The organism is Methylobacterium sp. FW306-05-D (assembly GCF_058782155.1).
In genome coordinates this window covers 47,734-60,543 of sequence record NZ_JBYSXL010000021.1, presented here as the reverse complement: position 1 = coordinate 60,543, position 12,810 = coordinate 47,734, and the positions used below count along the sequence as shown (strand labels likewise).

Genomic DNA, 12,810 nt, shown 5'->3' with positions numbered 1-12,810 from the left:
GGGCGGGGGGCGGGCGTGTCTTCTAAACGCAACGCGGCCGGTTCGCGCAACGTGCCGCGCGCGCGGCTCGCTCCCACCGGCTTGAAATCTCCGCGACCCTGTGATGCGTGGCGCCCGTCATGCCCGCGCCAGCCCCGTTCCTCGTCCCCGCCCTCTTCGTTGTGATCTGGGCGACGGGCTTCGTCGCGGCCCGTTTCGTGGCGCCCCACGCCGAGGCCTTCACCTTCGTGGCGGTCCGGGTCGTCGCCGTCGCGCTGGTCCTGGGCGGCCTCGCCCTGATTCGGGGAGCGCGCTGGCCGCGCGATCGGGCCGGCTGGCTCCATGCCGGGCTCGCCGGCGTGCTGATGCAGGGGATCTACGTCATCGGCGTGTTCTGGTCGGTCCAGCACGGCCTGCCGGCGGGCATCGCGGCCCTGGTCGGCAGCCTGCAGCCCCTGCTGACCGCGACCCTGGCGGGCCCGGTTCTCGGCGAGCCCGTGAGCCGGCGGCGCTGGCTCGGCATCGGCACCGGCTTTTCGGGCGCGCTTCTCGTCCTGGCGCCGAAGATCGGCGCGGGCGACTCGGCTGGAATTCCGGTTCTGGCCCTGGCCGCCTGCCTCTGCGCGATGGTGGCGATGACCGGCGGCACCCTCTGGCAGAAGCGGCACGGCGCGGGTGCGGACCTCCTGAGCAATGCCGCCGTCCAGTTCGTCGGCGCCGCCTGTCTCGCGGTGCCGGTCGCTGTCCTCTTCGGAACCGGCGGCTTCGACGCGTCCACGCCCCTGTGGCTCGGCCTCGCCTGGTCGGTCCTCGTGAACTCCGTCGGCGGCATCCTGCTGCTGCTGATGCTGATCCGCCGCGGCGCCGTGGCGGGGGTCGCCGCTCTGCTGTTCCTGGTGCCGCCGGTCTCGGCGGCGATGGCTTACGGGCTGTTCGGCGAGGCGCTGACGCCGATCCAGCTGGGCGGCATGGCCATCGCCACGCTCGGGGTTGCCCTCGCCAGCCGCGGGTGAGCCCATGACCACCCGAAGACGACTTTTTCTTTGAGAAACATCTCAATAAAATTCATCACGCCGCGGACAACAAAGAAGAATCAGGGTTTTTCGCCCTGACGGATAATGAATTCAGGCGGGATAGTGCCGCACTGCGGCGAGACGCCTCTACAGGGGCGACAAACCTGCCTATAATGGACTGCAAAGTCCCAGTCCCTCGCCAGCGAGTTTGCCATGTCAGCCTCTCCCGTCGTCTCGACCGAACCGCAGGACCTCGTGACCCTGGCCCGCGAGGCGGCCGAGGCCGCCAAGGGCCTCGTCGCCGAGGCGACCCGGCGGGTGCGTACCACGATCCTGTCGGACGAGGGCAAGATCTCGGCCGAGAAGATGGAGACGCAGCAGCACGCCACGCACGGCCTCGCCTGGATCGCCACCTACGCGGAGGGCGTCCGCGAGCTCGGCGCCTATGCCCAGCGCCTGACGGAGAGCGGTGAGTTCGGAGAGACCGAGAGCCTCCTCGTCCGGATCGGCCTCGGCGAGTACCTCGACCAGATGTTCTCCGGCATTCCGATGAGCCAGGGCGAGATGGTGCGGCCCACGGGCTCCCTCGGCCTGGCCGCGCGCGAGGTCGCCAAGTTCCGCACGCCGGCGGTGGAGACCCTGATCGCCGAGGGCAACACCCCCGAGAACCGTGCCGCCCTCGTGGCCCGCATCCGCGACAACGGCGGCGCGGCCACCATCGGCAAGTCCGGCCTCGACGAGGACATGGAGGCGATCCGCTCCGAGATGCGCCGCTTCGGCCTCGCCGAGGTCGTGCCGCACGCGCACGAATGGCACAGCCAGAACGCCTACATCCCGATGGAGATCGTCACCAAGATGGCCGAGCTCGGCGTCTTCGGCCTGACCATCCCGGAGGAGTACGGCGGCATGGGCCTGCCGAAGATCTCCATGTGCGTGGTCTCCGAGGAGCTGTCGCGCGCCTATATCGGCGTCGGTTCGCTGGGCACCCGCTCGGAGATCGCCGCCGAGCTGATCCTGTGCGGCGGGACCGAGGAGCAGAAGCACCGCTTCCTGCCCGGCATCGCCTCGGGCGACACGCTCCCCACCGCCGTGTTCACCGAGCCGAACACCGGCTCTGATCTGGCCAGCCTGCGCACCAAGGCCGTCAGGGACGGCGACGTCTGGAAGATCTCGGGCAACAAGACCTGGATCACCCACCCCGTGCGCGCCGACATCATGACCTGCCTCGTGCGCACCAAGCCTGAGGAGAAGGGCCACAAGGGCCTGTCGCTGCTCATCGCCGAGAAGCCGCGCGGCACCGATGCCGAGCCCTTCCCGGTCCAGGGCCTGTCCGGTGGCGAGATCCACGTCCTCGGCTATCGCGGCATGAAGGAATACGAGCTCGCCTTCGACAACTTCGAGGTGCCGGCCGGCAACCTCCTCGGCGAGGTTGAGGGCAAGGGCTTCGCCCAGCTCATGCAGACCTTCGAATCCGCCCGCATCCAGACGGCAGCGCGCGCCATCGGCGTGGCGCAGAACGCCCTCGACCTCGGCCTGCGCTACGCCGAGGAGCGGGTGCAGTTCGGCAAGGCCCTGATCAACTTCCCGCGCGTGGCCGACAAGATCGCCATGATGGCGGTGGAGATCAACATCGCCCGGCAGCTCACCTACTTCTCGGCCCGCGAGAAGGACGAGGGCAAGCGCTGCGACCTCGAGGCCGGCATGGCCAAGCTTCTCGGCGCCCGCGTGGCCTGGGCGGCGGCCGACAACGCCCTGCAGATCCATGGCGGCAACGGCTTCGCGCTGGAATACGCCGTGAGCCGCGTGCTCTGCGACGCGCGCATCCTGTCGATCTTCGAGGGCGCCGCCGAGATCCAGGCCCAGGTCATCGCCCGGCGCCTGCTCGAAGCCGCCTGAGCCTGGCCCCCAAAGGCCGGAACGCCGGGGCGAACGAAACCCCCCGGGCGTTCCGGTATGCCACGAGGGTGTCGTCGAGGTCGCGCTACTTGGTGACCTTCACCGAGACGGGGTCGCTCGACGGGAAGGTCTCCTCCAGCGCCTCGTCGAGGCGCGCGTCGAGTTCGCCCTTCTGGTTCTCGGGGCGGTTCTTGTCCGACCCCTTCGGGGCCGCCTGGCCGGTGGTGGAGATGATGTCGGTCTCCGGCGTCTTCTGATGATCGGCCATCCTGGGCACTCCTTCGGCTCGCGGGTCAGCGCCTTCGTCGGCACGTCGTCCCTGACAACGCCGCGGGCGCGTCCGGTTTCCATGGCGGGGACCGGACGGTGCGACGGGGACACGGCCCCGGACGCGAAACGGCCAGACAGCGACCGCCCCCCCGGCGCGGCGCGTTCCTCCCTCAGGGGGCCGCCGGGACCTGGGTCCGGGTCGCGGCCCGGCCGGTGCGGGCATCCGCCGTCCGGGCCTCCCGCAGGACGAAGTCGTAGACCTGCGTCAGGCGGTCGAGATGCGCGTCCGGGGTCAGCGGCGCGGCCCAGTAGCGCTCGGAGGCGGCCCGGCTCATGCGCTCGGCGAGACCGTCGTCGGAGAGCCGGACGAGGTGGGCGGCGAGGGAATCCGGATCGCCCGAGCGGAACCAGAAGCCGGTCTCGCCGTCCTCCACCGCCTCGCGGCCGGCGCAGGCGTCGCTGACGATCACCGGGGCGCCGCAGGCGAGCGCCTCGTAGACGGTGAGGGGCTGGCCCTCGTACCAGACGCTCGGAAAGACCAGGGCGCGCGCCTGCCGCATCAGGGCCTGGACGCCGGCCTCGTCGCGCCAGCCCAGCATCACCGCCTCGGGATAGCGCGCCGCGAGATCCGCGCGCGCCGGCCCGTCCCCGACGAAGACCGGACGGACGCCGGCGCGGCGCGCCGCCTCGGCGAAGATCGGCGCGCCCTTCTCGGTGGAGATGCGCCCGACGAACAGGAAATCGCCCGGCGGCCCGGCACGGTGGGGAGGCCTGTCCACCGCGATCGGGTTGTCGACCCGGTGGAAGCGGGTCGCGCTCGGGAGATGCGGGGCGACGACCCGCTCCTGCAGGGCGCTGAGGGTGACGATGTGCGGGAACAGCGCCTTCAGGCCGGCCACATGCTCGAGGCCGAGGTGGCGCACCACCCGCAGGAGCTTGCGCGGATAGCTGCGGGCGTCGCAGTTCGTGGTCAGGCAGCCGAGGGACATCGGTGTGCGATGGCAGATCCGGGCGGCCGGATACTCGTAGAAGCCGCCGTTCGGACAGACGAGGAAGAACTCGTGCATCGTGTAGAGCAGCGCCAGCCCGGAGGCCGCGAGGCTGCGCCCGATCGAGGGCGAGAGTGCCTTGGCGAAGGCATGGACGTGGACCACGGTGTCCCGCGGGTCGAGCCCGCGCAGCTCCACGGCCAGGCGCCGGGCCGCCGGTCGGTTCCAGATCGCCTGCGCGGCGAAGGCGAGCCTGTTCGTCGTCGTGCCGATATCGTCCTGCCCAAGGCAGACCACGCGGATGCCGGCCGCCTCCAGGCGGGGATCGGCGGGACCGACGGCGGCGAAGACCGTGACGCCGTGGCCCCGCCCGCGCAGGCCGAGCGCCGCATCCAGCGCCACCTTGGCTTGCCCACCATTGATGAAGGCATGGTCGACGACGAGGACGAGGTGCATGGTGGACAGTCCCGGCCAACGACGAGGTCTTCGGCGATCTTTACCGAACGTGCGTTGATCTCCGGTAAATCCACGCGTCTGCGGCGGTTCTTGCGCGGACCGCTCCGGATTCCCTGGGCATTGCCAGATCGTCGGGCCTCTCCATGCAGATCGTCGTGTTGGCCGAGTTCGCCGTGGCGAGCGGGGGCGCCGAGAAGGTCGCGGTCGAATCCGCCCGCGGCCTCGCCGAGGCGGGGATCGACGTCACCTACGTCCAGGCCATCGACGGGCCGGTGGATCCGCTCCTCGACCATCCCCGGATCCGCCGCCTGAGCCTCGGCAACACCGATATCTGGCAGCGCCCGGCCCATCGCGCCGCCCTGAACGGGCTCTGGAGCGCGGAGGCCGCCGCCCGGCTCGGCGCCGCCCTCGACGGGCTGCCGGTGCGGCCGGACCTGATCCATCTCCACCAGTGGACGCGCAGCCTGTCGCCGAGCGTCTTCCCGGCGCTGTTCGCGCGGGACCTGCCGGTGGTGGCGACCCTGCACGACTACTTCCTCGCCTGCCCGAACGGGGTCTATTACCGCTTCGACCGGGCCGAGCCCTGCACCCTGACCCCGCTCTCGGCCGCCTGCATCGCCGCGCCCTGCGACGGCAGGAGCCGGCTCCACAAGCTCGTGCGCGTCGGCCGCTCGGTCTCCCTGCGCGCCGCTCTGAAGCGGCGGCGGCTGGACGTCATCCATGTCTGCGACGCGAGCGTCGCCCGGATGGGCGCCTTGCTGGAGGGGCTGGAGATCACCCACCACCGGGTGGACAACCCGGTGCGGGTGGGCCGGCAGGCACCCGCCGATCCGCAGCGGGGCGATGCCATCGCGTATGTCGGGCGCCTGACGCGGGAGAAGGGCGCCGACCTGGTGGCCGCGGCCGTAGGCGCCGCCGGACTTCCGGCCCTGTTCATCGGAGCCGGCCCCCTGGAGAGCGAATTGCGGGCCTGCCCCGGGGTCGAACTCGTCGGCTGGCAGGAACCGGACGCCGTCTGGTCGCTCCTGCGCCGGCGCGCCCGGGCGATCGCCGCCCCGTCGCGCTGGTACGAGACCGGGCCGCTGACGGTCTACGAAGCCCTGGCCCACGGCATCCCGGTCATCGCCTCGACGCGGTCCGGCGCCTCCGAGAAGGTCGCCGACGGCGTGAACGGTTATGCCACCTCACCGGAACCGGAGACCTGGGCGAGGGCCGCGGCGGCATTCCGCGACGACGCCCTGACCGCCCGGCTCGGCGCCGCTGCCCATGCCCGGTACTGGGCGGCCCCGATGACCCTGGACGCCCACGCCGCCGCACTGGTCACGGTCTACGAGCGCATCCTCGGCGCCCGGACCGGACGCTCCGCGCGTGCGAACCCGAGGGACATCGAGTCCGCGGCTTGAAGGCCGACCGGAAAATTGGCAAGATTCTGCACCTTTCCGCCGCGCCCATATTGACGTGCATGTTGCACCGCAACATAAATCTCTCGCAACGCACCGAACGATTCGGTCGTCAGTGGAGAGAACGGACATGAACGGCCAGACCTTCGAGATCCCCGCCGAGATGCGCACGCTCGCCGAGAAGAGCGTCGATCAGGCCCGCACCGCCGTCAGCACCCTGTTCGGCAACGCCGTCAAGACGGCCGAGCAGATGCAGACCACGTCGAAGTCGGTTCAGGAATCGCTGCAGACCGTCGTCGCCAAGGGGCTCGATCAGGTCCAGGAGAACGCCGCCGCGACCTTCGACTTCGCCCAGAAGCTGGTCCGCACCCGGGACCTCCGCGAGGCGATGGAACTGCAGAGCGAGTTCTTCCGCAGCCAGATCGCCAATCTGCAGGCGCAGGCCAAGGACCTCGGCACGCTGGCCCAGAACACCCTGCGCCCGTCCGCCTGAGCGCGGCGCGCAAGTCCTGGACCTGGGCAAGCTGGACCTGGGCAAGTCGGAGACCTGCGGCAAGTCTCCGGCCTGCTGCACGATTCCGGGCCGCCCCCCCGGGGGCGGTCCCGGGGTGCGGCGTCGGCCCGCAGACCATCCCACCGATTCGGGCTATTCTTTCGCCTGAAACGGCAAGGAGACACAGCCATGGCAAGACGGCGCAAGACGCCCTCCCGAGCGCAGGACCGATCCGGAACGCGGCCAGGGACGGCAGGCATCCCGGAGGAGGGATCGATGATTGCTGACACCGTGCACGGCGCGGGCGAGGGCGACCACGAGCTCCCGGCCGGGCCCGAACAGGCGCCGAGCGTTCACGAGACGCTTCTCGAGGGCGTCTCGCCGGATGCCCTGGCGGCGGCCGGCGGCGGGGAGGGCGAGAGCGCCCCGGCCGCCGACGAATCCGTGAGCGCCGGATCGGAGCGTTCCGAGCTCGCGGAGGACCTCACCGTGGTGCCGGAGGAGGCCGGCGCATCCGTGGAGGCGGCGAACGAGACGGTCGAGGCCGCGACGCAGACCGTCGAGGCCGTGGTTCAGGCCATCCCCGACCCGGCCTTGCCCGATCACGCCATCTCCGATCACGCCATCTCCGATCACCCCTTGCCCGAGACGATGTCCGACGGCCCGTCGGCGGCGCTCCCCGCGGTCACCGGCGCGCAGGCTTCCATCGGCAAGCGCACCGAATCGGCGAAAGCGCCGCGGATCTCCGAAGTGATGGGGGAACTCGGCGAGGTGAACACCACGCTGCTGACCTACCTGCGGGGCGAGAGCGCCGCGGCGGTGGCCCATTGGCAGGCGCTCTCGGGCGCCAAGACCCCGGCCGATGCGCTCCGCCTCCAGGTGACCGAGATGCAGCGGGCCGCCGACGCCTCGCTGAGCTGCTTTGCCGCCCTCGCCAGGCGGGCCGGCCGCTTCACCGGCTCGCTCGCCCGGCGCTGAGAGACCCGGCCCCCGGCGCCCCTCGCGCCGGCGGCCCGACCCGTCTAGATATCCCGAAATCCGTCGCGGCCGCGCCCCAGACCGGGGCAGGGCCGCCACGCCCAGGTTCCGGGAGTTTCCATGCCGCGCCTATCCCTTCTGCTCGTTCCGCTGCTGACCGCGACGCTCGCCGCCGCGCCCGCCACGGCGCAGATGATGAAGTCGCCGGATGCCCCCGAGAAGGCGGCTCCGGAGAAAGCGGTTCCTCTGGCCAAGGGCCAGGTGCAGCTCTCCTTCGCGCCGGTGGTGAAGCGCGCCGCTCCCTCGGTGGTGAACGTCTACGCCTCGCATGTCGACACGCGGGGCCAGAGCCGCAGCGCCATGGACGAGTTCATGCGGCGCTTCTTCGGCGACAATGGCGGCGGACGCGGGCGCGGCGGCGCCCCGGGCGAGCGGGCCCAGAAGTCCCTGGGCTCCGGCGTGATCGTCGACGAATCCGGCCTCGTCATCACCAACAACCACGTCATCGAGAACATGAACGAGGTGCGCATCGCGCTGGCCGACCGGCGCGAGTTCGAGGCCACCATCGTGCTGCGCGACCCGCGCACCGATCTCGCCGTGGTCAGGATCAAGAGCCCGACCGGCGGCCTCATCCCGATGGCCTTCGGCGATTCCGAGTCCCTCGAGGTCGGCGATTTCGTGATGGCGATCGGCAACCCGTTCGGCGTCGGCCAGACGGTGACGCAGGGCATCGTCTCGGCCCTCGCGCGCACCCAGGTCGGCTCCTCCGACTACCAGTTCTTCATCCAGACCGATGCGGCGATCAATCCCGGCAATTCCGGCGGTGCCCTGGTGAACCTGCAGGGCCAGCTGGTCGGCATCAACACGGCGATCTACTCGCAATCCGGCGGCAGCCACGGCATCGGCTTCGCCATTCCCGCCAGCATGGTCCGCGCCGTGGTGGAGACGGCCAAGGGCGGGGCCACCGCCGTGCGTCGCCCCTGGCTCGGCGCGCGGGTCCAGAGCGTGACCCCCGACATCGCCGAGAGCATGGGGCTCGACCATCCCACCGGCGTGCTGGTGGCGAGCCTCCAGGCCAGGAGCCCGGCGGAGGAGGCCGGCCTGAAGCGCGGCGACCTCATCCTCACGGTGGACGGGAAGAGCGTCGACGATCCGGAGGCCTTCGGCTACCGCTTCGCCCTGAAGGGTCTCAGCGGCCAGACCCAGTTCGGCATCCTGCGCGGCAGCGGCCGCTCGACGGTGGCGGTGAAGCTCAGCCCCGCCCCCGAGACCCGCCCGCGCGACACCCTCAAGGTGCGCACCCGCTCGCCCTTCCTCGGCGCGACCCTGGTGAACACCTCGCCGGCGGTGGCCGAGGAGCTTCAGGCGGATTTCCCCGCCGACGGCGTCGCGGTCGCCAGCGTCGACGAGGGCTCGATCGCGTCGCGGGCCGGCCTGCAGAAGGGCGACATGATCGTCGCGATCAACGGCATGCCCATCGCCACCACGAAGGACCTGGAGCGGATCACCCGCAACAGCCTCAACATGTGGGAGGTCTCGATCAACCGCGGCGGCGAGGTGATGACCTCGATGTTCGGGGGATAGCGCGTCCAAGGGTCTGCGCGGGATTTCCCCTCTCGACAAGCTGGTGCTCCGTCATGGTCGACGCTGTTCAGTCAAAAGCCGAAATCCTCGCAGACATCCTCGAGGCCATCGAGGGCGACCTGAGCAACCAGGATGCGACGGACGTTCGTTCGTTCATCGCCGCGGGCGAGTACGGTTTGGCGGCCGATACGCTCTTTTCGGCACTGGCCGCCCATCGCATCAGCCTCGACGAAAAGGTGATCGCGCAGCTCGCCGCCGTGGAGGACCTCTACAACACCTTCGGCGACCTCGATCCCAAGGTGTCGGGGTCGGTGCTGCGGCGCGAGCATCGGCCCACGCCCGTGCGCTTGTAGGCGACGATCCTTCGACGTCGGTTTCCGGCGGAGGCGAAGCACCGCGCGTGGGGCCTGCGCCGGATCGCTGGTGACAGGTGCGACGGTTCGGTTGCTAAGCGGCGCCACCCGCGTCTTTGATGTGCCGATGTCCGACCTCTTCGCCGCCGCCGGCCTCTCCCAGGCCGCCCCCCGCCCCCTCGCCGATGCCCTGCGCCCGAAGACCCTGGACGAGGTGGTGGGGCAGGAGCACCTGACCGGGCCGGACGGGGCGCTGACCCGCCTCCTCACCGCCCGGTCCTTCGGCTCGCTGGTGTTCTGGGGGCCGCCCGGCACCGGCAAGACCACCGTGGCCCGCCTGCTGGCCCACGAGACCGACCTGCATTTCGAGCAGATCTCGGCGATCTTCTCAGGGATCGCCGAACTCCGGAAGGTGTTCGAGGCGGCCCGCGGGCGCCGGGCGATGGGCCGGGGCACCCTGCTCTTCGTCGACGAGATCCACCGCTTCAACCGGGCGCAGCTCGACGCCTTCCTGCCCGTCATGGAGGACGGCACGGTGACGCTGGTCGGCGCAACCACCGAGAACCCATCCTTCGAGCTGAACGCCGCCCTCCTGTCGCGCGCGCGGGTGCTGCTGTTCCGCGCCCTGGACGACGCGGCCATCGCCAAGCTGCTGGTGCGGGCGGAAGCCCTGACCGGCCGCACGCTGCCGCTCGACGAGGCGGCGCGGGGCGTGCTGGTCCGCATGGCCGACGGGGATGGGCGCGCCGCGCTCACCCTCGTCGAGGAGGTCTGGCGCTCGGCCAAGGCGGGCGAGATCTTCGACGCCGAGCAGCTGCAGGCGATCATCCAGCGGCGCGCACCGATCTACGACAAGTCCCAGGAGGGGCACTACAACCTCATCAGCGCGCTGCACAAGACCGTGCGCGGCTCCGACCCGGATGCGGCTCTGTACTACCTCTGCCGGATGCTCGACGGGGGCGAGGACCGCCTGTTCATCGCCCGGCGGCTCGTGCGCATGGCGGTGGAGGATATCGGGCTGGCCGATCCGCAGGCCCTCGTGGTCGCCACCGCCGCCAAGGACGCCTTCGACTTCCTGGGCTCGCCGGAGGGCGAACTGGCGCTGGCCCAGGTCACGGTCTATCTCGCCTGCGCGCCCAAATCGAACGCGGTCTACGAGGCCTACAAGGCCGCCACGCGCGTGGCCAAGGCGCACGGCTCCCTGCCGCCGCCCCGGACCATCATCAACGGATCGACGAAGCTGATGCGCAAGATCGGCTACGGCGAGGGCTACCGCTACGACCACGACGAGCCCGATGCCTTCTCGGGCCAGGATTACTGGCCGGAGAAACTCGGTCGCCAGCACTTCTACGCCCCCACGGAGCGGGGCATGGAGAGCCGCTACACCGAGCGCCTCGCCCATTGGGAAGCCCTGCGCCGGCAGCGCCGGTCCGAGCAGGACTGAGGCTTCGCAGCACCGATCGGACCCATCGGGCGACCAGCCGTGCCGGCCTCGGGGCCGGCGCGCGATCGCGCCTGCTTGCCGCCGACGCATGATCGTTAACAAGTTCTGAAAAGAGATCTCGAATTTTACGGGTTTTCCTGAATATAGGGCAATTTGTATATTCTATAAGGGGGTCAGCACGGATGTTCTAGCCGGAAACCCATACCCGCGATGACGATTTATTACGTCGACTCTTCTTTCACCGGCGGCTCGAACAAGAGCGGCCTCTCGGCCGACGCGCCCCTGACCAGCCTGGAGGCGGTCAACAAGCTCAAGCTCCAGGCCGGTGACACCGTCGCCTTCAAGGCCGGCACCGCCTACACCGCCTCGGCCGCCGGCACGGGCGCACTCACCATCAGCGGATCGGGCACCGAGAAGGCCCCCATCACCTTCACCACCTACGGCACCGGCCCCGCCCCGACCATCACCAACACCGCCACGGGCTATTCCGACGGCATCCTGGTCGGCAATGCCAAGTATGTCGTCATCGACGGGCTGAACATCACCGGCGCCGGACAGGCCGGGGTCAACGTCAGCAAGTCCGCCAGCCACATCACGATCCAGAACGTCGAGGCGAGCAACGTCGGCGAGGGCGTGATGCTCGTCGGCACAGACAACCTCGTGACGCGCAGCTACTTCCACGACCTGAAGATGATCAAGAACACGGCCAACGTCTACGACGACGATTACGGCGCCGTCGGGGTGATGATCGCCAACAGCAACAACGAGGTCTCGTACACCAAGATCGTCAACGCCAAGGCGCCGAGCTTCGACTACAAGACCGATGGCGGCGGCATCGAGCTGTTCGGCTCGATGAACAACATCAAGATCCACAACAACTGGGTCGAGAACAGCGTCGGCTTCCTCGAGGCCGGCGGGCCCAAGAGCACCCTGACCAACATCTCGATCTCGAACAACGTCAGCCTGAACAACACCGGCTTCCTCGTGCTGCACAACGGCGGCGGAAACTTCGGCAGCACGTTCAAGAACGTCGACGCGAGCAACAACACCATCATCGACCAGAACAACGGCGCCAAGCAGATGGCCAGCGTGTTCCTGGACGCGCCCTACCAGAAGGGGGAACTCTCCTTCCACGACAACGTCATGTACATGAATAACGGCGACTCGTTCTTCAAGCAGGTCGGCGACTATCATTACAACAATACGTTCTATGCGCCCTCCAAGGCAACACACCTGTACAACAACTGGAACATGACCCTGAATTCGGGGGAGAAATACGTCACGACCGCACCGACGGGCAGCGCCTCGATCGTCGAGACGCTCAAGGCCGTGTCGGGCGGCATCGGCGCTTCCCTGGTCTCGGCAGATTCGGTCGGCCTGAACGCCGCCAAGCCGGCCCTGATCGTCGATCCGGCCCCGATCGTCGATCCGGTGCCGGATGTCGCCATCGCACCCGTCGTGCCGGCGCTGGCCGTACCGGCCCCCACCCCGCCCACTTCACCGCCCACCGACAACGGTGACAAGATCACCAAGATCTACGATGCGGCCGGCGTTCTCATCAGCAAGACCGTCGTGCACGCCGACAAGTCCTCCGACGTCTATCTCAGCGGCATCACCGGCCGGGACTACGTGTCCACCCATACCAGCACCGACAGCACCGGTAAGGTCGTCCTGCTGGAGCAGTTCCGGGCCGACGGCAGCCTGGTCATGAAGAAGGTCGTCGGGATCGACACCACCACGGAAACCTACGACGCGGCCGGCACCTTGACCAACAAGACCGTCCTGCACGCGGACAAGTCCTCCGACGTCTACCTCAGCGGCATCACCGGCCGGGACTACGTGTCCGCCCATACCAGCACCGACAGCGCCGGAAAGGTCGTCCTGCTGGAGCAGTTCCGGGCCGACGGCAGCCTGCTGATGAAGAAGGTCGTCGGGATCGACACCACCACGGAAAC

The 12,810-nt window shown here is 69.5% G+C and carries 11 protein-coding genes; 9 read left to right on the top strand and 2 right to left on the bottom strand.

The window, feature by feature from the left end; translation table 11 throughout:
• Window positions 1-119: 119 nt before the first annotated feature.
• Window positions 120-992: a DMT family transporter gene (locus AC3WLN_RS10085; RefSeq protein ID WP_492480875.1), complete on the top strand. Its 873-nt coding sequence runs from the start codon at window positions 120-122 to the stop codon at window positions 990-992.
• Between the two features lie 213 nt (window positions 993-1,205).
• Window positions 1,206-2,888 (top strand): acyl-CoA dehydrogenase family protein, encoded by a 1,683-nt coding sequence (locus AC3WLN_RS10080; RefSeq protein ID WP_492480873.1) that lies wholly within the window; start codon window positions 1,206-1,208, stop codon window positions 2,886-2,888.
• Window positions 2,889-2,973: 85 nt separating this feature from the next.
• Here AC3WLN_RS10080 and AC3WLN_RS10075 read toward each other — a convergent pair whose 3' ends face one another.
• Together AC3WLN_RS10075 and AC3WLN_RS10070 are read right to left on the bottom strand one after the other, a co-directional pair.
• Window positions 2,974-3,156 (bottom strand): hypothetical protein, encoded by a 183-nt coding sequence (locus tag AC3WLN_RS10075; protein ID WP_492480871.1) that lies wholly within the window; start codon window positions 3,154-3,156, stop codon window positions 2,974-2,976.
• A gap of 172 nt (window positions 3,157-3,328) precedes the next feature.
• Window positions 3,329-4,603 (bottom strand): glycosyltransferase family 4 protein, encoded by a 1,275-nt coding sequence (locus tag AC3WLN_RS10070; RefSeq protein ID WP_492480869.1) that lies wholly within the window; start codon window positions 4,601-4,603, stop codon window positions 3,329-3,331.
• Between the two features lie 143 nt (window positions 4,604-4,746).
• On the opposite strand from AC3WLN_RS10070, the gene AC3WLN_RS10065 reads away from it, so the two are divergent.
• The 7 genes from AC3WLN_RS10065 to AC3WLN_RS10035 all read left to right on the top strand — a co-directional run.
• Window positions 4,747-6,006, top strand: coding sequence for a glycosyltransferase (locus tag AC3WLN_RS10065; RefSeq protein WP_492480868.1), 1,260 nt, complete (start codon window positions 4,747-4,749; stop codon window positions 6,004-6,006).
• Window positions 6,007-6,133: 127 nt separating this feature from the next.
• On the top strand, window positions 6,134-6,496 hold the full coding sequence (locus tag AC3WLN_RS10060) for a phasin (RefSeq protein WP_492480866.1): 363 nt from the start codon (window positions 6,134-6,136) through the stop codon (window positions 6,494-6,496).
• A gap of 276 nt (window positions 6,497-6,772) precedes the next feature.
• Entirely contained in the window at window positions 6,773-7,474 is a 702-nt protein-coding gene (locus tag AC3WLN_RS10055) for a hypothetical protein (RefSeq protein WP_492480864.1), read from the top strand.
• A 120-nt stretch (window positions 7,475-7,594) separates the two neighbouring features.
• A complete protein-coding gene (locus AC3WLN_RS10050; protein ID WP_492480863.1) occupies window positions 7,595-9,058 on the top strand; it encodes a Do family serine endopeptidase in 1,464 nt (487 codons plus the stop codon).
• A 53-nt stretch (window positions 9,059-9,111) separates the two neighbouring features.
• The gene (locus AC3WLN_RS10045; protein WP_492480862.1) at window positions 9,112-9,411 is read left to right on the top strand and encodes a MafI family immunity protein; all 300 of its coding nucleotides are present in this window, start codon (window positions 9,112-9,114) and stop codon (window positions 9,409-9,411) included.
• A gap of 127 nt (window positions 9,412-9,538) precedes the next feature.
• Window positions 9,539-10,855: a replication-associated recombination protein A gene (locus AC3WLN_RS10040; protein ID WP_492480861.1), complete on the top strand. Its 1,317-nt coding sequence runs from the start codon at window positions 9,539-9,541 to the stop codon at window positions 10,853-10,855.
• Between the two features lie 210 nt (window positions 10,856-11,065).
• The coding region (locus tag AC3WLN_RS10035) for a right-handed parallel beta-helix repeat-containing protein (RefSeq protein WP_492480860.1) at window positions 11,066-12,810 on the top strand (1,745 nt) is incomplete at its 3' end.

Coding starts and splice junctions, on each gene's coding strand:
- AC3WLN_RS10040 (WP_492480861.1), top strand. CDS start 9,539: ATGTCCGACCTCTTCGCCGCCGCCGGCCTCTCCCAGGCCGCCCCCCGC.
- AC3WLN_RS10080 (WP_492480873.1), top strand. CDS start 1,206: ATGTCAGCCTCTCCCGTCGTCTCGACCGAACCGCAGGACCTCGTGACC.
- AC3WLN_RS10075 (WP_492480871.1), bottom strand. CDS start 3,156: ATGGCCGATCATCAGAAGACGCCGGAGACCGACATCATCTCCACCACC.
- AC3WLN_RS10045 (WP_492480862.1), top strand. CDS start 9,112: ATGGTCGACGCTGTTCAGTCAAAAGCCGAAATCCTCGCAGACATCCTC.
- AC3WLN_RS10065 (WP_492480868.1), top strand. CDS start 4,747: ATGCAGATCGTCGTGTTGGCCGAGTTCGCCGTGGCGAGCGGGGGCGCC.
- AC3WLN_RS10085 (WP_492480875.1), top strand. CDS start 120: ATGCCCGCGCCAGCCCCGTTCCTCGTCCCCGCCCTCTTCGTTGTGATC.
- AC3WLN_RS10055 (WP_492480864.1), top strand. CDS start 6,773: ATGATTGCTGACACCGTGCACGGCGCGGGCGAGGGCGACCACGAGCTC.
- AC3WLN_RS10050 (WP_492480863.1), top strand. CDS start 7,595: ATGCCGCGCCTATCCCTTCTGCTCGTTCCGCTGCTGACCGCGACGCTC.
- AC3WLN_RS10070 (WP_492480869.1), bottom strand. CDS start 4,603: ATGCACCTCGTCCTCGTCGTCGACCATGCCTTCATCAATGGTGGGCAA.
- AC3WLN_RS10060 (WP_492480866.1), top strand. CDS start 6,134: ATGAACGGCCAGACCTTCGAGATCCCCGCCGAGATGCGCACGCTCGCC.